Consider the following 18,150-nt stretch of genomic DNA (forward strand, 5'->3'; position numbering starts at 1 on the left):
AGTCAGGAATCTTAATGATATTAAAGCAATCTTTTTAAGGTTGCTTTTTTTTTTACTAAATAGATTTGAATATGTTTCAGATATCTGAAATTCACTTTATTAATATTTTATAAACAGATTTTACAAAAACAACCTCATTTTCCTTACGTCGAACTCAGGGTAATATGAGCTCTCAGGCTTTAGAGAACTATATTAAAACCTTGGAAATCCACTTTTGTTCAAAGGCATTGTGTTGAGTAAAATTTACTCAACACAATGCCTAATTACACACATTTTACACAAAACATGTTTTAATAAATAAAAGCACTAATTTATTAATGTATTGAAAATTAGTGTTTTAATTCGTTTACCTGTTAAATAATCATTTATGGCATATTTGTTTCTTTATACTTAAGCATTAGACAATTATTAATATTTAAAATTTAAAATCATGAAAAAATTAATTTTATCCGTAGCAATTTTAACTTGTGGCATGTCAACTTTCGCATTGTGTAACAACATGACGCCTAATGCAGAAATTACTATTACAATGAATGAAGAGTTTAAAGAAATTTCTTTAGACAAATTGCCAGAAGCAGTTATTAAAGCTGTTAAGAAAGATTTTGCAACTGCTACCATAAGTAAAGCTTATGTAAATAGCAGCGAGCAATATAAACTTTTAATTACTGTCGAAAAGAGCGAAAGTACCTTCTATATAGATAAAGATGGAAACTGGCTTGAAGAAGATAGTATTAAAGGATAAAAATCAAGTTATTTAGGGAAGTAAAAAATCTTCAAACTAAATTTTATTAAATAAAAAAGGACGTTTTAAATTAAAACGTCCTTTTTTACGTTTCTTTAAATATAACAATCAACGTATCATAATTAATATTATAAGAACGAGAAAATTTTATGGAATATATCCTATTAGTTGAAGATGATGTAGCGTTTTCGGAAATGCTTAAGCAATTCCTTAAACGGCACCAATATGCAGTTGATGTTTGTTATAATATTCAGAAAGCTGCTATTCAGTTAAAAAAACAAAACTACGATTTGCTTTTTACTGATTTACGTCTTCCCGATGGCGATGGAATTTCCTTATTAAAACAAATAAAACATAGTAAAAGTCCCATTCCTGTGGTTTTAATGACTAGTTACGCCGAAGTCTCTACAGCTGTACAAGCCATGAAACAAGGTGCTTTTGATTATATCTCTAAACCCTTTAACCCAGATGAAGTTTTAGAAGTTATAGGTAATGCTTTAGAAGAAAAAGCCACCAGTCGATTAATTCCTCAAGAAAAAAATAAAAAAGATGCAGGTAAATCAACTTTAAACATTGTTAAAGGTATAAGTACCGCATCAAGAACATTAAACGAATATATTCATTTAGTAGCACCAACAGATATGTCGGTACTTATAAATGGAGAAAGCGGAACAGGAAAAGAGGTGGTTGCAAAAGCCATTCACCTAGAAAGTTTGCGTAGTGATAAGCCTTTTATTGCTGTTGATTGTGGTGCTATACCAAAAGAAATAGCATCCAGTGAGTTTTTTGGACATAAAAAAGGAGCTTTTACTGGTGCTGAAAATGATAAAATCGGACATTTTGAATCGGCTAACAGTGGCACACTTTTTTTAGATGAAGTAGGCAATTTAACATACGAAAATCAAGTTCAATTATTACGAGCTTTACAAGAAAGAAAAGTGAAACCTGTTGGAAGTAGTGAAGAAATTAACGTTGATATTCGTTTAATTACTGCTACGAATGAAGATTTAATTCGTGCCGTAGAAAAAGGTGATTTTCGTGAAGATTTATACCATCGTTTAAATGAGTTTTCTATAAAAGTTCCCAACTTAAAAGACAGAAATGACGATTTAATTCTTTATGCCGATTTCTTTTTAGATCAGGCTAATAAGCAGCTAAATAAATCAGTTTTAGGGTTTTCAAAAAGCGTGTTAACCATTTTTCAGAATTATCAATGGCCTGGGAATTTAAGAGAGTTGTCTAACATTATTAAAAGAGCTACTTTATTAACGCAGTCGGAAATTATTGATGAAAATGTTTTACCTGGCGAATTAAAGCAAACTAATGAAAATAAAGTTTTATCAAATAAATTTTCAACTAAAGAAAATGAAAAAGAGCTTATTATTAATGCTTTAAAAGAGGTTGATAATAACAAAACTCAAGCAGCAAAGTTGTTAAGCATTACAAGAAAAACACTCTATAACAAAATGAAGGAGTATAAACTTACTTAAGGTAAGCCTCCAATGAAGAAATAAAGCGATTAAGGCCTTCTTCAAAATTTATAAAAACCTGGTTATCAATTTTTTTTGTGGTTTCAAATACTTCTAGAAAAGGAATAATCTCATTAACCCCTAATAGTTTAAACATACTAAGCATTTTATGGCTAATACTATTAAGCAAACCAGTATTGTTATTTTTTTTAGCATCTTTTAATAGGGTGTAATTCTTTTTGGTATCCTCTAAAAAAGTGAGCAATGTGCTTTTTATTGCAGTAACATCATGATTTAAAAAAGACCCTAAAGATATCATATTGAAACCTTCTCTTTCAGTATTTTGATGATCTGAAGTATAGCCATTTGCGGTCAAAGGTCTAGTACTAAAAAAATCCTGTAAAATACTCTGAATTTTTTTAGAATTTAATGGCTTTATGAGTACTTCTGAAAAACCACTATTGATATAATCTTCTCTAGACATACTTGCACGCCCTGTCATGGCAATAATAGGTTGCTTATTGTATGATTTGTGATTTTTTAGTGTTTCCATAAAATGTATGCCATTCATTTTTGGAAGCTGAATATCGGTTAAAACAAAATCGTAATCTATATCATAAATCGTTTTAAGAGCGGTTTGGGCATTATCAAAAAGATGGGTTTTAACATTGTATTGTTTTAAAAGATTTTTTAAAAGTTCCCGTATAGAAGCATCATCTTCAACAATTATGGCAATTAAATTAAAAGCCACCTCCTTTTTTTGCTCTATTGGTTCGTTAAGGGGTTTATTTAAAAGCGTTATTGGTATTTTTAAAGTAAATGTACTTCCCTTATTTACTTTGCTTTCTAATGTTAGTTTGCCACCTAACAATTCTGCAAGCTTTTTTGAAATGGTTAGCCCTAACCCAAACCCTTTTTGCTTATTTTCTTCGTTGTTATCTGCTTGGGTGAATGCTTTAAAAATAAGTTCTTTTTGATCTTTTTTAATACCAATACCAGTATCGTTAACAGAAATTTTCAACATATTTATGTTAGAATCTTGTTTTAAAGAACTTTCTATGGTAATAATCCCTTTTTCAGTGAATTTATAAGCATTTATAACCAAATTATATAGAATTTGTTTGATTCGAAAAGGATCACTAATGATAAGTTTATTGAGAGCCTTATCATGCTTAACGACAAAATTTATGGGTTTATCTTGAACAATATTTTTAGTGTTTTGGATAATTTCATCTAAATGTTTTTCTAGATTGAAAGGAACCGATTCAATAGATATATTACCATTTTCAAGTTTTGAAAACTCTAAAAGATCATCTACCAATTGATACATATAGTTTGAGGCACTTCTGATATGGTCTATGTAATTATTATTTTTTATGTTAAAAGTAGATTTTTGAAGTAATTCACTAAAACCAGAAATAGTACTTAATGGCGTTCTTAAATCATGACTTACCATAGAAATTAACTGTTCTCTACTTTTTAAAAGCGATGATGTGACTTCATTAGCTTGCTCTAATTGTTTTCGGTATCGCTGTGCTTTCCAAAAAGCATTTAAAATAATAACTGAAAATATTATAATAATAATAAAACTGATTCCTGCCGCAAAGAGAATAATATTTTTACTGTGATTTAGAGTTTTTTCTCGTTGTTTATTCATGCTACTGGCATAAAGAATGACGTCTGTTTCTAAATTATTTAGAAGCTCTTGTAGCTTTCTTGAAATAGTAAAATCATTTTCAATGAGCTCTCGTTCTTTTTTTTGTAGAGATCTACGTTTGTTGTTGGACTCTTTTTGAGCCTCCTTTAACATATTTCTAGAAATAGATAATAAAGAATCTATTTGTTTTTGCTCAATATTATTAATGGAATCTTGAGGGTTATACTTGTTAAGTATCATAACATATTCCTCAAATTGTTTACGTGTTTTATTATTTAAAGTATTGGGGTTTTTAACAAGGTCACCTAAAGTGACTTTTCCTAAAAGGGAATCGATGGAACTTAATTTATTGATGGCATCATTTATTGATTCTTCTGAATTATCATTGTGTATTAAATTTTTTAAATCAGTAATATTATTTAGTTTATTATCGATAATCAATTTTATACTGTCTAGAATGGATTCCTGTGTAGTATCATAAACCATAAAGTTTAAGGAATCTATTTTTAATAACAATTTTTCGTTTTCATCAAGATACTCATTAAACTTTGTGCTGGAATTTAGTTGTAATGCAGCTCTTGCTAAACTTTCATTTTTATAAATATCTGCTATTAAACTTCCTGTTTTAACAATTTTATTTCGGTCTGAAATATCTTGTTTTTGTAATTGGGTAAATGTTTTGATTTCAGAAAGAACTAGAAACCCAGAAATAGTGGCTAAAACCCCAAGTATGCAATATCCTATTAAAACTTTAAAAGTAATTCTATTCTTGTATGAGTTTTTCATGAAAAGGGGAATCTTAAGGCATAGATTTATTAAAAAACGGTTTTGTTTGTAGTTTTGTTGCTTTAAATCGTTAATGGTATCAGAAATTATAGAATTAAGTATGTTCTTGATTCTTTGTGCTTATTAAAGGTTTTACGATTAAAAGATGACGTACCAGATTCTTTCACAATTTTTTTAAGAAACACGATGTTTGGGCACCTGCGTTTAAGCATCAAAAATCAGGCGTGCCTTTCTAAGTAACGGGTTTAAAAACACCTTCCTTAGACAAAAGCGATCATTCCATTTAATTTCCCATCAACCATTCCTGGGTATCTAATTTGTTATTCCAACTGATATAACTAAGAAAGAGCTTATAGGGATACAAAATTCCAGACATGTTTAAATCATAAATTTTTTATAAAAAAAAGATAACCTAAAAAAAAAGAAACTATTTATGCAACCTTTTAGTTTTTGATCTGTCAATAATAAAGTTATGAGAAAATAATTAAAAATGTAACAATCAAAAAATCAAAAAAACGAACAAGTAATGAATAGAATAATGAAACATAATTGCAAAAATCAATTAACTAAATCCCCTTTTAAGGTTTGGCTGAAATAGAAGAACAGTGTTAAAAAAGAGATGTTAAATGTTAAAAGCAAAAAGAATACGTTTAAAAACGAATTAAAAATCATTTAATCTAAAAACCCACCTCTCCAAAGAAGAGGTCGGAACTGCAAAAAAAAGGCAGTTCAAGGTGAGGTAAAATATAAAATTTGGTTTTAACCTCTAAGGGCAAAATGTAACTGGCGAAATACTCCTATGGCTTGCCTCGGAGATAGATAGTCAGTTTTAAGAATTTTTTATTCATCAATCAAATTAAAATTTTAAAACAATCATTAATCAAAAAAAAATGAAAAACTTAGTATTACTATTTATGTTATTCACTGCTATTTTGTCGGCACAGGATAATTATACTGTTAGCGGTATAGTTAAAGAGGCAAGTAACGGAGAAACGGCTTTTGGAGCTTCAGTATTTTTAAAAGGAACGCGTATTGGCTCGATTACTAACGAGTATGGGTTCTTTTCTATTACAGCACCAAAAGGAACATACACTTTGACCGTTTCTTATATAGGGTTTGAAAGTATGGGACAAGAAATAACTCTAGATCAAAATCAAAAAGTAAATTTTGAAATTAATGAGGAGTCAACCCAATTAGACGCTGTCGTTGTTGTTGCAGAGGAAACTGAACGTGTAAGTCTTAAGAAACCAGAAATGAGTGTTTCTAAGCTAAATATTAAAACGGTTAAACAAATGCCAGTGGTTTTAGGAGAGGTTGATATTATAAAATCGTTACAAATGCTTCCAGGAGTTACAAAAAACGGTGAAGGTACAGGTGGTTTTCATGTAAGGGGTGGTGCTGTTGACCAAAATTTAGTGTTGTTAGATGAGGCTATTATATATAACACGTCACATATGTTAGGCTTCTTTTCTGTATTTAATGCCGATGCCATTAAGGATATTAAATTGTATAAAGGGGGAATCCCTGCACGTTTTGGTGGAAGAACATCTTCTGTATTAGATGTGCGTCAAAAAGATGGAAATAGCAAGCAGCTTGCTTTTACAGGAGGCATTGGTTTAATTTCTAGTAGACTTGCTGTTGAAGGGCCTATGTTTAAAGATAAAGGCTCCTTTTTAATAGCTGGTAGAAGTTCTTATGTTAATTTGTTTCTGGCAGCAGCAAATGAGGACAATAGACTTGGTTTTTACGATTTAAACCTGAAAACCAATTATAAATTGAACGACAAGAATAAACTATACCTTTCTGGGTATTTTGGTAGAGATAGCTTTAAATTTGGCAAAAGTTTTAGCAGTAGCTATGGTAATGCTTCAGGGAATTTAAGATGGAACCATATATTTAATGATCGTTTATTCTCAAACTTATCTTTAATCTATAGTAAATATGACTACGATCTGGAGATTACAGATGATGAATTTGATTGGATTTCTTCAATCAAGAATTATAATGTAAAATACGATCTTAAATATTATGCCAGTGATAAGTTTAAATTAGATTTTGGGATTAGTGGTATTTATTATGATTTTGATCCTGGTCAAGTACGTCCTACTTCCGATACGTCTCCAATAAATTTTTTAGCATTAGATAGAAAAAAAGCATTTGAAGGAGGTTTATATGTTAATGCAGAGCATAAGATCACAGATAAGTTAACAGCTCAATACGGCTTAAGGCATAGTAGTTTTAGCCGTTTGGGAGGTCAATCAATGATAGATTATGCCAACGGTCAGCCTGTTGTATATAATAGTACTTTGGGTATCTACGAGCGTGGCACAGAAATAGGAGAGACCGCTTATAAAGAAGGAGAAACTATTAAAAGTTTTGGTAATTTAGAGCCAAGAGCATCCTTAGCGTATCAATTAAACGAGTCATCTTCTGTAAAAGCAGGATATTCAAGATCTGCTCAATATATTCACTTATTATCAAATACAACCTCGGTAACGCCATTAGATGTATGGACTGCTAGTGGGAAGTATATTAAGCCACAATTATCTGATCAGTATGCATTAGGATATTTTAGAAATTTTAATAATAAAAAATACTCTTTGGAAGTTGAAGGTTATTATAAAACAACAGATAATAGAATAGACTATATTGATGGATCTAATTTAATAGGTCAAAATAATATTGAAACAGAGGTTTTAAACGGAGAGGCCAGAGCTTATGGACTGGAATTTTTAGTACGTAAAAACGAAGGAAGATTTACAGGATGGGTATCGTACACCTTATCTAAAGCAGAGCAAAGAACCTTGGGAGGTACCGCAGGAGGCCCTGGAATTAATAATGGCGATTGGTATAATTCTGCTTTTGATAGAACACATGATATTTCGATCACAGGAGCCTATAAGTTAAATGATAAATGGACCTTTGGAGGTAATATGGTTTTTCAAACGGGAAGACCTGTAACATATCCTAATGGTCAATATGAATATGAAGGACAATCTATAGCTAGTTTTTCTGAAAGAAACTCTGATAGACTACCCGCTTACCATAGGTTAGATCTTTCTGCAACGTATAAACCTAATAGAAGGCCTAATAAAGGATGGGAAGGCGAATGGGTTTTTGGTATTTATAATGCATATAATCGTAAAAATGCGGCTTCAATTTCTTTTACTCAAAATGAGGACTTAGGTATTAATGAAGCAACAAGAACTGCCATTTTTACAATGGTACCATCGGTAACTTACAACTTTAAATTTTAATAAAATGAAAATATATTTTAAATTAATATTACTTCTTTTAACAATATCGTTAGCATCATGTGAAGATGTTATAGATGTAGATGTGCAAAATGGCGTTAGCAGATTAGTTATTGAAGCTTCTCTTGATTGGGAAAAAGGAACAACAGGAAGTAATCAAACTATAAAATTAAGTAAATCGACACCGTATTTCGATACTACAACCAATACAGGTGTTACAAATGCCTCTGTTAGAGTTGTTAATGATAACGATGGAACAGAATTTGTTTTCACCCATCAAGGTGATGGTGCGTACACAACAAACAATTTTATTCCTGTGGTTGGCGAATCTTATACTTTAGAGGTTATTCATGACGGAGAAACTTATAGCGCAAATGAGACTTTAACACCTGTTGTGGATATTGATGCTATTACGCAGTCTGTAGAAAGTGGTTTTAATGATGAGGATCTAGAAGTAAATATAATATTCACAGATCCTGAAGCAGAAGAGAATTATTATTTATTTAAGTTTCAAAAAGAAGGCGATCTGTTACCAACATTAGAAGATGGTGATGATGAATTTGTTAATGGAAATAAAGTAACCTGGTGGTTTGAAAAGGAAGAAGATGACGATACAGATGAAATAGAAGCTTTTATGCCTGGAGATACTGTGAGTATCGAATTTTATGGTATTTCTGAAGCATTTTCAAACTATATGCAAATTCTTATAGAACAAGCCGAGGGAGCAGGTCTTTTTAGTACAACTCCAGTGCCTTTAAAAGGAAATTGTATTAATACAACAAATGCAGATAATTATGCTTTTGGATATTTTAGATTAACACAAGTTGTAAGAACGAGTTATACGTTTCAATAATTTTCTGTTATTAAAACAAAATAAAAAGGCTGTTTAAAAAGTGATGGACTTTATTATTGTTCAGAGTAAAGCGTTTGTTATCCTATGTTTGCAAAAGGCTAGTTCATTCAGAGCACAGCGAAGAATCTTTATTATTAATCTCTATAGATTCTTCAGTCGTACCTCCTTCTGAATGACATGGCGGTCTTATTTTGTTCAAAAGTTTGTCATCAGAACTAGTGTCATTCAGAACATTCCGACAATTGTCGGAGTTGAAGAATCTCTAAAAACCAAACATTAAAGTTTAAGAGGTTCTTCAGTCGTAAGCTTCGCTTATATCTTCAAACAAAATATATTTTGTTTTCGATAGCTTTCTGGATGACATAGCGACTTCATCGTATTCAGAATAACACTTTTTAGGCAGTCTCTTTTGTTTTATAAGAATCAAAGTGAATCATTACAATTCAAAATCAGCATGTTTCCAACTTGCTTTAAAAAGTTCGTTATAGCGTTCGGTGTTTTCTTCATCGCCTAATGCTTCATAAGCCGTTTTTAAGCCATGATACGCCCAGCCGTTTTTTGGTAAATATTCAAGGTCTTTAAGATAGGATTCAATAGCGAGTTTCTTTTGTCCGTTAAGTATATAAATAGGCCCTAAGTGATGACGAATAGAAAAAAACCAATCTGGTGGTTCGTTATAATTTAATGCATCTTCCATTATAACAGCCTCTTTTAAAAGCGCAATACTAGCTTTTAAATCGCCTTCATGAGCTAAAATCTCACTTTTTAAAACCTTTTCAGCTATTTTAACTAATTCGTAAACCGAGTTAATGTCCCAAACAGTTACTTCGCTTAATGTTTCGTCTTTTGCTAATGTTTCTAATTCAGTTAGTTCAGCTTTAGCTTTATCCAAATCGCCTTTTCCTAAATAAGCCATACCTTCTGCATAATGCCTAATCGCTTTTGGATATTTTAAATCGTAGGTTTCTAGTTTCATGTTTAAAATAGAATCCCATTGTTTAAATTTAACGGCGACATAATATGGAATGGTGTAATAATGTTGTAAAGTGCCCCAGCCTGGTAGTTTCATAATTTCTGGATGCACATGTTCCGATACTTTATTAGCACCAATCATAGCCCAATAACTATTTCCTTCAAGAGTTGCCGTAGCCGCCATAAAATGATAATTATGTGGGTAATAGGCGAGTGGGTAGGCTCCTTGAGCATGACAGGTTGTAACATACGTACTATCTGCCTTTACAGCAGCAATATTAGATAAGGTACCTTTGTGATAGTCTCCTGTTCTTATATAGGTATGAGAGGGCATATGTAATAAATGTCCAGAACCAGAAACCAAGCCATCATCAAAAGCTTTAGCAGATATATTAGCGCGTTCTGGTGTTTTGGAACCTTCAACGGCATGTATATAAAAATGATGTGCTCCAGGGTGTTTTGGGTTTTGAGCTATAAGCTTTTCTAAAAGCGTTACTATTTCTGGAGTCCAAGATTTTTCTGTACCATCTTTCTCATTTAAATCCCAAGGATGTAAATTCATAAGAGACTCTGCATATAAGGTGCTAATTTCTGTATCCTCAGGATATTGATCGTATAAAGTCTTCATGGCCTTAGAATATTTAGCATCTAACGCAGACCTGTCTTCGGGAGGTTTGGGAGCATAGCGTAATGCCATTGCATTAATAAACTGTCTTTCCTTTTCTGTACCATTTTTAGATAGTTCTTTTGCTTTTTGTATCGCTTCGTAGGCACGTTCGTAATTATCGTCTTCCATTCCCGCATTGTAATTAGGTCCTAATACATAAGCGTATCCCCAAAAAGCCATAGCGCAGTTGGGATCTAATTTTGTGGCGTAATAAAAAGAACGGGCAGCTTCTGCATGATTAAAAGCATAAGCCAATGCCAGGCCTTGATTAAAATAGCGCTGTGTCAAAGTATTTTGAGTGGTAATAGGATAGCTTACGACATCATAACCTTTTAAAAGAGGGGCTATGTTGTCTTTTTTATACCATTCTGCATCTGTAACTTGTGGTACACAGGCGTATCTGGATGATACAGTGGTTTTACTAATAAAATCTTTTGGTTGTTCGTTGGTCTTTTTACAAGAAAAAAATAGATTTAGGGTAATGAATACTAGTATACCTCTTTTCATTCTGTAATGTTTTGTTTTTCAGTAAATTACTGTATTGCAATTTACTAAAATTTTTAGATGTATTTAAGGTGGAATTTATTTAATTTTGTTTTTTAGTGCCACTTTCAGATTTCAGATATCATATTCTTGATTAGAAAATGTTTCCCTTGCCAAAGGTTCTTTCTAATTAGTTTTTTATCAATTTTAGCACCCATTTCAAAATTCTTTAAACCGTTCCATTGTGGGGCAATAAGTAAGTGCGCTGGTGATTCGTTAATAAATCGTTCAATAATAATATCAGATCTTAGTAAATATTGTTATAGCCAACCTCTGCAACCGAGGTACTAATTTTTTCTTTAGAAGACATTTCAGTCATACTACCATCAAATTTCCAGATCTTGTCCTATTTATTAGACAAAAAAAGGATGTCAAGGGACATTATTTGCTAAACTCTAATCAGTAGTTTTTTAAGTTATACTTTTTAGTTTATGAAAAGTCTCTTAAAAAAAAAGTTTTTGAGTTAAAGTCTGTTTTTTAGGATCTTGAGTAACGATTACCGATGTACAAATAGTTTTTATTATTGATTATAAATAAAATCATAATTAATTTCTAGTTGATTTTGAGTGTAGTATTTTTTGTTAATGGGATAATTTTCATTGTCTAATGTCCAATCTTGTATATTAGTATCTGAACCTCGTTCATATTTAAGTACAAACTTAGGAAGAATAGAAGCTTCATTATTTGTTGCCATATTCAATGAATTCCCGTAAATTATATAGTTGTTTTTATTTACGCCAAACATGAAATTTTCATATACTGGAAAATTTTTTGGAGGAAGATTAATGTTATCATAAGTTAAATTTACAATACCGAAATTAGATGTAATAGTGGTAACATTATTATCATTATCATAAATAACTTCTATAGAATCATTATCGCTTGTTTCTTTGTAAATAAGCCCTAAATTATTTGTAAAAAAAGTTTTAGTGGAAGAATTATTATTGAATTCGCGAATACTCGTTATTGTGTTATCCGAATTATAAATAAAATTTGTAGTGGTAATATTATTATTATCTGTCTTTATAGTTTTGGTTATTCTTTCCATATCATCATATGATATGGTAAATTCATAGGTAAGAGTTTTATCAGGTAAATATCCCTTATTCGAAGATAATTTTCCATTATTATACGTCCAATTGAAATAATTGGTTAATTTATTATTTATATCATAAAAAGAATCGGTTTTTGGTTTGTTGTCTTCATAAACCCTTGTAACAAATCTTTCAGGCTCACCTAGGTTGTAAACTGTAATTTTCATTTTAGAAAGAAGTTTGTCCTTTTTTGAATCTGTAGAGTCATCTGTTGAGCAAGACCAAATAACTAAGCCAATTAGAAGTATTAAGAATAAATTCAATTTTTTCATTAAGTAGCGTTTTGTCAAAATTGTTTATGGCGTTATTACACAAGACTAATATATTGATAAATTCATTATCTTCTATTTGTTAGACAAAAAAAGAATATTAAGAGACATTATTTACTCAATTTCAATTAGAGTTAATGGGTTTCAAATGTGATTTTTTAGGTGTATTTAAGATAAAAATTAATTAAGTTAATTTTTATTTAATCTATTGTGTAAAAAATATTACTTTTAAGGTATTATATATTCTTTAAGTTATAAAATAGTAAAAAAAGAGTCTGCTCTGCATTTGGAAACCCTCGAAAACATTAATAAACTATCTGATGAAGATCTGATAAAAGGCATTGTTAAAGACAATAACACATTGCTTTTTGAGGTTTTATACGATAGGTATGCTAGGTTAGTATATAATAAATGTTTTGGTTTTGCGAAGGATGAAGACGAAGCTGAAGATTTAACTCAAGATGTCTTTTTGAAACTTTTTGTTAAATTAGGGAGTTTTAAAGAGAAATCGAAATTCTCCACATGGTTGTATGCCTTTACATATAACCATTGTGTAAATTATGTAACCAGAAATACAGCCAAAAAATTAGAAAAACAATCTGTAGATTATAAAGATATTGAAAATCTTTCTGAAGACGACGACGATCATAGTTTTGTTGATATGAAAGTAGATAAGCTAAAAATAGCTTTGGAACTAATTTCTCCTGATGAGAAAATGATTTTATTGCTAAAATACCAAGATTTTCTTTCTATTAAAGAGATTGAAAGTGTTTTAGGAATTGGTGAAAGCGCAGTTAAAATGAGAATTAAACGCGCTAAAGATAAGTTGATAACAGTGTATAACGATAATCTTAAATAATGGAATATAATCCGTTTAAAGACATAAACAAGCCGCTTAAGGAAGTTCCAAAAGAACTGAAGTCTAAGGTTATGCAGGATATTGCTATAGCTAAGTTACTTATGGATCTTGCCCAGTTGTTTTCTTATAATATCGGTGATTTGATAGAATCTGTTATGAAACAAAGAAAAGACAAGACAAGAGATAACCAATAATTAAGTATAAACCTAACAATATAAATATGGAAAAAGCAACAGAATTGAAAGATAAAGTTATGGAATCTATAGCAGCTATGTGGCCAGAAGTAGCTAAGATACTCCTTAATTTGGTAATAGTCCTTATTGTTTTATTTATTGGTTGGTTGGTAACAAAACTTGTTGTTAAAATTATAAAGAAAGCTTTAAAATTGGCCAAAGCTGATAAATTAGATGACAAGCTAAATGATATTGAGATTATAGAGGGTAAAAAACTAAAATTTGAAACCATTAAAATTATTTCAAATTTTGTGAAATGGGTGATGTATATTATGTTAATAATCATAGTATCGGATATCATGAATTTGACCATGATTTCTGAACAGATTAGTAATTTATTAGGTTATTTACCACAATTATTCGCAGCCTTAGTTATTTTTACTATTGGGTTAATTTTAGCTAATACCATTAAGAAGGGCTTAAAATCTTTTTTTGAATCTATGGATTTATCTGGAGCGAAAGTTATAAGCCAGGTGGTCTTCTTTATCATATTAATTTTTGTTTCAATAACAGCATTGAATCAGGCTGGTGTTAACACCGAAATTATTACAAGTAACTTAACTATGATTTTGGCAGCCTTTTTGTTAGCCTTCGTTTTAGCATTTGGTTTTGGTGCGCAAAAAGTAGTTGGGGACGTTTTAAAAGCTTTTTATATCAGAAAAACCTACGAAATTGGACAGGTCATCGAATTTAACAATATTAAAGGTGAAGTTGAAACAATAGATAGCATATCTCTTACGTTAAAAACAGAGGAAGGAAAATTAGTCGTTCCTATAAAGGATATAGTAGAGAGCCAAGTGAAAATTAAGGATTGACTTTAGTTAGGGTTAAAGTTTTGGTTGGTTACTTATCCAGGTTTTTAGCAACTCTCTATAAGTCCCTTTTCATTTGTTTGGAAAGGGCGCCTTTTTTTAGAACTTTTCTAAGATTTGTAAAACCTCTTTTTTATAGCTTCGGCTAATAGGTAATGATTTATTATTAATTACTATTTCTTCATTTGTAAAAGAAATAATACTATTTATTGATATAATATAGGATCTGTGGATTCTAATAAAATTTTTAACAGGTAGTTTGGCTTCAATAGCACTAATAGTTTCCCTGGTTACAATCGTTTTATCTGCTAAATGAATTTTAATATAATCACTATAACTTTCAATATAAATAATAGCATCAAAATCTATTTTGATCATGCGTCTGTCTGATCGAACAAACATAAAATCACTATTATCTATGTTTTTTATGATGGCACTTTTTGTATCACTGTATATTTCAAAATAATTATTAATTGCTTTTAGTAAACGGTTAAAAGAAATTGGTTTTAATAAGTAATCGACCGCTTGCAATTCAAACCCTTCTACAGCATAATCCCGATAAGCGGTTGTGAATATAATTTTAATGTCTTTGTTAATTGATTTCGCAAAGGAGATTCCAGATATTTCGGGCATGTTAATGTCTAAAAAAATCAAATCTATATGGTTACTTCTTATGGCGCTAAAAGCTTCAATAGCGTTATTACAACTAACAATTGTTTTAATATGAGGTATTTTTTTTAGATGTGTTTCTATAACTTCTCTTGCTATAGCTTCATCGTCAACAATAAGGCATGATATATCTTTGCTTTTCAACAATTATTCTGTGGTATTTAATATTAAATTGACTTTAAAAAGGGCATTTTCGTTGGTGATATTTAGCGTGTAATGACCTTTGTATAGTAAATCTAATCGCTTTTGTATATTTTCTAATCCAATACCTTTTTTATAGCTTTCAGACGATGTACTCGTGTTTTTTATACTAAAATGAATGTTTTTGTCTTCACAAGTTAATATTATTTTAATAGAAAGCAAACCATTTTTAATAGCACCATGTTTAAAACTATTTTCAATAAAAGGCAGTAATAGCATGGGGGCAATTTTAAGGTCTTCGGATATGTTTTCGGTTAAAAAAATAATATCTAAAGTGTTGTTAAATCTCATTTTTTCTAACTCAATATAGTCTTTAATATGATCTATATCGTCTATTAAAAGGACAAATGGTTTATCAACTTTATAGAGTAAATAATCTAATAAATTTGAGAGTTTTAAAATCATTTCGGGCGTTTCATCTGCCTTTTTTAAAGCAAAGCCATACATGGTATTTAAAGTGTTAAACAAGAAGTGCGGATGAATTTGCATCTTTAAATACTTAAGCTGCTGCTCTTTTAATTTAAGTTGCGTCTCTAAAATTTTAGTTTCTAGTTTATTAGTTTGCTCGACATGTTTTAAATTAAGTTTTAACAACTTAAACCCACTTACTACAATAACAACTAGATATACAGCAAGCGTTACAAAAAGTAAGTTTCTACTAATTGGTGCCATATCTGTGTACACAAAACTTGATAAATAAATAAGCCCATAAAATACCGAAATAAGGATAAGGTATACCGAAATAATAACGGTATATAAGCTATATAAAGCAAAAAGGATGTATCGTTTTTTTATAAGGTATTCTGGAATTATTTTATAAATAAACACATAGGTAGTGGCAATAGTTATGGGCATTAAAAACAGGGAGAATGATAATACATAGCTAAAATCACTACTATCAAAACCAAAAAAATAAGTGTAGAATAAAAGAACCCCAAACCAAAACAACGCATGGAGTAGCAATTGCACTATTTTTTTTAAAATGAATTTTTTTAGCATATAATATTTAACATATAACAATATTACTATAATTTTTACTACATGATGTGTTTTGTAGATGAATGACGGATTTAGTACCAGTTTTAGCATGTTGTTAAAAAAGAGACTAATTAGGTTATCTGTCGCATTTTAGTTTTTAGACTCGTTCTTAAGGTTAAGTTTGTTGCATATTTAAAATTAAAAGTAGATGAAACGATTACAATTATTAGTTATTTTTCTCTTAACAAGTACATTATGTTTTCCACAACAAGATAACTTTAAACAGTTAGATTCATTTTTTAAAACCTTATCAGATAACAACAAAGTGATGGGAACTTTAGTAGTTTCTAAAAACGGACAGGTTATTTATGATAAGAGTATCGGATACGCTAGTGTTTCTGAGGGGAAAAAAATCACCAAGGCCTCAAAATTTAGATTAGCATCTATTACAAAAACTTTTACTGCAACCATGGTTTATCAATTGGTTGATGAAGGCAAACTAAAACTTACGGATAAACTCTCAAGCCATTTCCCTCAGATTCCAAATGCAGAAAATATCACCATTGAAAATTTATTAACTCATAGTAGTGGTTTATACGAAATTACTAAAGATGCTGGTTTTAAAACATGGCATTTAGAAGGGGCTACCCGAGAAGAAATGCTAGCAAGAATGCAAAAATATCCTGGAGTTTTTGAACCCAATGAAAAATGTAAATATTCCAATTCTAATTTTCTTCTTCTGGGCTATATCATTGAAAATATAGAAAAGACTAGCTATGCCGAGGTGCTTCAAAAAAGAATTGCAGATAAACTAAACCTAAAAAACACCTATTATGGTGGTAAAATAAATGCAACAAATAATGAGTGTGTTTCTTATAAATATAAAAAAGGTACGTTAACACAATCTGAAGAAACAGATATGAGCGTTCCTGGTGGTGCAGGTGGTATTGTTGCGACACCATACGATCTTGTAACATTTTATGAATCACTATTTACTGGGGAATTAATGTCGTCGGAAAGTTTTTCAAAAATGATTACAATTAAAAAGTTCCCATATGGGAGTGGCATTTTTAAAGGAGAAATGTACGGTCTGGATAGTTATGGTCATGGGGGAGCTATCGATGGATTCGCTACTGAAATAACGTATATCCCTGAAGAAAAAACAACCATTGTTTTATTGGCAAATGCTTTAAATTATAGTATATCAGACATTATTACAAATGGTTTTTTAGCAAGTCAAAATAAAGACTTGGTAAAACCTATGGCTAATATGACATTTATCGAATTGACCGAACAACAAATACAGCCTTTTGCTGGAGAATATGAATACTTCATTGAAAATGAAAAGGTTAGTTTTACCATTGTAGCAGAGGGTAATGTACTAAAAGGTAGTCCAAATCCAAACATGTTATTTAAGTTTAAAGCTATAAAGAATAATGAATTTGTACAAGAAAAATTCGGAATTCATCTTAAGTTTAATTTAAAGGAAAAGACATTAATTTTTTCACAAGCAGGAATTAACCCAAAAACATTAACAAAAAAACAATAAATTTAAACATTATGATAACATTAGTATTATTACAGAACCCAGGTTTTTTTTCACAATTATCAAAACGATTTGAAGAAGGCGGATCATTTTTTATGTCACTTATTTTAATCTGTTTCATATTGGCATTTGTCTTTCTTGTCTTTGGCTTTTTAAGTGTTAAAAAGGATTTAAACAAATCTAAAAAAATGATGAGCTTAGCATCAGATGTCAGTATTTTGGGGCTTGTCTTTGGTTTTTTAGGATCAACCATAGGTATGATTCAAGCTTTTGACTCTATAGAAGCTGTTGGTGATATTAGTGCAGGTATGATGTCTGGAGGGCTTAAGGTAGCATTTTTAACTACTGTATTTGGATGCATAACTTTTATTCTTCCTAGAATTGGTATTATAATTTTAAAAGGATTCCAAAAAAATGTTTAGTTATTTTTGGAATATATTGTTTAAAAGCCTCTTTTCATGAATTAAGAAAAGGGGCTTTTATTAAGATTATTAAATACTTTTTTGGCAGTTCTGGGAGAGGAAAAATAAAGAATTTTGGTTTTTG

Annotated in this window: 14 protein-coding genes and 1 pseudogene; 9 read left to right on the top strand and 6 right to left on the bottom strand. The window is 30.4% G+C overall.

Annotation, left to right across the window (positions count from 1 at the left end; all coding sequences use genetic code 11):
- The first annotated feature begins 430 nt into the window (after positions 1–430).
- Together Q4Q40_RS12690 and Q4Q40_RS12695 are read left to right on the top strand one after the other, a co-directional pair.
- Positions 431–742 carry a hypothetical protein gene (locus tag Q4Q40_RS12690; protein WP_303302217.1) on the top strand — a complete coding sequence of 104 codons (312 nt, stop codon included), beginning with the start codon at positions 431–433 and terminating at the stop codon, positions 740–742.
- A gap of 149 nt (positions 743–891) precedes the next feature.
- A complete protein-coding gene (locus tag Q4Q40_RS12695; RefSeq protein WP_303302218.1) occupies positions 892–2,232 on the top strand; it encodes a sigma-54-dependent transcriptional regulator in 1,341 nt (446 codons plus the stop codon).
- Here Q4Q40_RS12695 and Q4Q40_RS12700 read toward each other — a convergent pair.
- Positions 2,225–4,654, bottom strand: a complete 2,430-nt coding sequence (locus Q4Q40_RS12700) for an ATP-binding response regulator (protein WP_303302219.1) — start codon at positions 4,652–4,654, stop codon at positions 2,225–2,227. The genes Q4Q40_RS12695 and Q4Q40_RS12700 overlap by 8 nt on opposite strands.
- 890 nt (positions 4,655–5,544) lie before the next feature.
- Here Q4Q40_RS12700 and Q4Q40_RS12705 point away from each other — a divergent pair.
- Together Q4Q40_RS12705 and Q4Q40_RS12710 are read left to right on the top strand one after the other, a co-directional pair.
- Entirely contained in the window at positions 5,545–7,911 is a 2,367-nt protein-coding gene (locus tag Q4Q40_RS12705; RefSeq protein ID WP_303302220.1) for a TonB-dependent receptor, read from the top strand.
- 4 nt (positions 7,912–7,915) lie between these two features.
- Positions 7,916–8,761: a DUF4249 domain-containing protein gene (locus Q4Q40_RS12710; protein ID WP_303302221.1), complete on the top strand. Its 846-nt coding sequence runs from the start codon at positions 7,916–7,918 to the stop codon at positions 8,759–8,761.
- Between the two features lie 436 nt (positions 8,762–9,197).
- Here the strand turns inward: Q4Q40_RS12710 and Q4Q40_RS12715 are convergent, their stop codons facing one another.
- The 3 genes and pseudogenes from Q4Q40_RS12715 to Q4Q40_RS12720 all read right to left on the bottom strand — a co-directional run bounded on the left by Q4Q40_RS12715 (position 9,198) and on the right by Q4Q40_RS12720 (position 12,309).
- Entirely contained in the window at positions 9,198–10,907 is a 1,710-nt protein-coding gene (locus Q4Q40_RS12715; RefSeq protein ID WP_303302222.1) for a tetratricopeptide repeat protein, read from the bottom strand.
- A 289-nt stretch (positions 10,908–11,196) separates the two neighbouring features.
- Positions 11,197–11,289, bottom strand: a pseudogene (locus Q4Q40_RS24210) (FAD:protein FMN transferase); the annotation flags it as partial.
- Between the two features lie 174 nt (positions 11,290–11,463).
- Complete coding sequence (locus Q4Q40_RS12720; RefSeq protein WP_303302223.1) at positions 11,464–12,309, bottom strand: hypothetical protein; 846 nt, start codon at positions 12,307–12,309, stop codon at positions 11,464–11,466.
- 283 nt (positions 12,310–12,592) lie between these two features.
- Between Q4Q40_RS12720 and Q4Q40_RS12725 the strand changes: the two genes are divergently transcribed.
- Genes Q4Q40_RS12725 through Q4Q40_RS12735 form a run of 3 tightly spaced genes read left to right on the top strand, consistent with a single transcriptional unit; the run spans position 12,593 to position 14,213 of the window.
- Positions 12,593–13,165 carry an RNA polymerase sigma factor gene (locus Q4Q40_RS12725; protein ID WP_303302224.1) on the top strand — a complete coding sequence of 191 codons (573 nt, stop codon included), beginning with the start codon at positions 12,593–12,595 and terminating at the stop codon, positions 13,163–13,165.
- Entirely contained in the window at positions 13,165–13,359 is a 195-nt protein-coding gene (locus tag Q4Q40_RS12730) for a hypothetical protein (RefSeq protein WP_303302225.1), read from the top strand. The genes Q4Q40_RS12725 and Q4Q40_RS12730 overlap by 1 nt, the downstream gene beginning before the upstream one ends.
- Before the next feature lie 26 nt (positions 13,360–13,385).
- Positions 13,386–14,213 (top strand): mechanosensitive ion channel family protein, encoded by an 828-nt coding sequence (locus tag Q4Q40_RS12735; protein WP_303302226.1) that lies wholly within the window; start codon positions 13,386–13,388, stop codon positions 14,211–14,213.
- A gap of 96 nt (positions 14,214–14,309) precedes the next feature.
- On the opposite strand, the gene Q4Q40_RS12740 is transcribed toward Q4Q40_RS12735, so the two are convergent.
- Both Q4Q40_RS12740 and Q4Q40_RS12745 read right to left on the bottom strand, forming a co-directional pair.
- Positions 14,310–15,026, bottom strand: a complete 717-nt coding sequence (locus Q4Q40_RS12740) for a LytR/AlgR family response regulator transcription factor (protein WP_303302227.1) — start codon at positions 15,024–15,026, stop codon at positions 14,310–14,312.
- The gene (locus Q4Q40_RS12745; protein WP_303302228.1) at positions 15,027–16,079 is read right to left on the bottom strand and encodes a sensor histidine kinase; all 1,053 of its coding nucleotides are present in this window, start codon (positions 16,077–16,079) and stop codon (positions 15,027–15,029) included.
- A 187-nt stretch (positions 16,080–16,266) separates the two neighbouring features.
- Between Q4Q40_RS12745 and Q4Q40_RS12750 the strand changes: the two genes are divergently transcribed.
- Both Q4Q40_RS12750 and Q4Q40_RS12755 read left to right on the top strand, forming a co-directional pair.
- The gene (locus Q4Q40_RS12750) at positions 16,267–17,607 is read left to right on the top strand and encodes a serine hydrolase domain-containing protein (RefSeq protein ID WP_303302229.1); all 1,341 of its coding nucleotides are present in this window, start codon (positions 16,267–16,269) and stop codon (positions 17,605–17,607) included.
- Between the two features lie 11 nt (positions 17,608–17,618).
- Positions 17,619–18,026 carry a MotA/TolQ/ExbB proton channel family protein gene (locus Q4Q40_RS12755; RefSeq protein WP_303302230.1) on the top strand — a complete coding sequence of 136 codons (408 nt, stop codon included), beginning with the start codon at positions 17,619–17,621 and terminating at the stop codon, positions 18,024–18,026.
- The last annotated feature ends 124 nt before the right edge of the window (positions 18,027–18,150 follow it).

The sequence above is a fragment of the Flavivirga jejuensis genome, assembly GCF_030540765.1.
GTDB classification, from domain to species: Bacteria; Bacteroidota; Bacteroidia; order Flavobacteriales; family Flavobacteriaceae; genus Flavivirga; species Flavivirga jejuensis.

What these genes read in the sequence shown, in the direction of transcription:
- Q4Q40_RS12690 (WP_303302217.1), top strand. Translation starts at nt 431, where the DNA reads ATGAAAAAATTAATTTTATCCGTAGCAATTTTAACTTGTGGCATGTCA.
- Q4Q40_RS12695 (WP_303302218.1), top strand. Translation starts at nt 892, where the DNA reads ATGGAATATATCCTATTAGTTGAAGATGATGTAGCGTTTTCGGAAATG.
- Q4Q40_RS12700 (WP_303302219.1), bottom strand. Translation starts at nt 4,654, where the DNA reads ATGAAAAACTCATACAAGAATAGAATTACTTTTAAAGTTTTAATAGGA.
- Q4Q40_RS12705 (WP_303302220.1), top strand. Translation starts at nt 5,545, where the DNA reads ATGAAAAACTTAGTATTACTATTTATGTTATTCACTGCTATTTTGTCG.
- Q4Q40_RS12710 (WP_303302221.1), top strand. Translation starts at nt 7,916, where the DNA reads ATGAAAATATATTTTAAATTAATATTACTTCTTTTAACAATATCGTTA.
- Q4Q40_RS12715 (WP_303302222.1), bottom strand. Translation starts at nt 10,907, where the DNA reads ATGAAAAGAGGTATACTAGTATTCATTACCCTAAATCTATTTTTTTCT.
- Q4Q40_RS12720 (WP_303302223.1), bottom strand. Translation starts at nt 12,309, where the DNA reads ATGAAAAAATTGAATTTATTCTTAATACTTCTAATTGGCTTAGTTATT.
- Q4Q40_RS12730 (WP_303302225.1), top strand. Translation starts at nt 13,165, where the DNA reads ATGGAATATAATCCGTTTAAAGACATAAACAAGCCGCTTAAGGAAGTT.
- Q4Q40_RS12735 (WP_303302226.1), top strand. Translation starts at nt 13,386, where the DNA reads ATGGAAAAAGCAACAGAATTGAAAGATAAAGTTATGGAATCTATAGCA.
- Q4Q40_RS12745 (WP_303302228.1), bottom strand. Translation starts at nt 16,079, where the DNA reads ATGCTAAAAAAATTCATTTTAAAAAAAATAGTGCAATTGCTACTCCAT.
- Q4Q40_RS12750 (WP_303302229.1), top strand. Translation starts at nt 16,267, where the DNA reads ATGAAACGATTACAATTATTAGTTATTTTTCTCTTAACAAGTACATTA.
- Q4Q40_RS12755 (WP_303302230.1), top strand. Translation starts at nt 17,619, where the DNA reads ATGATAACATTAGTATTATTACAGAACCCAGGTTTTTTTTCACAATTA.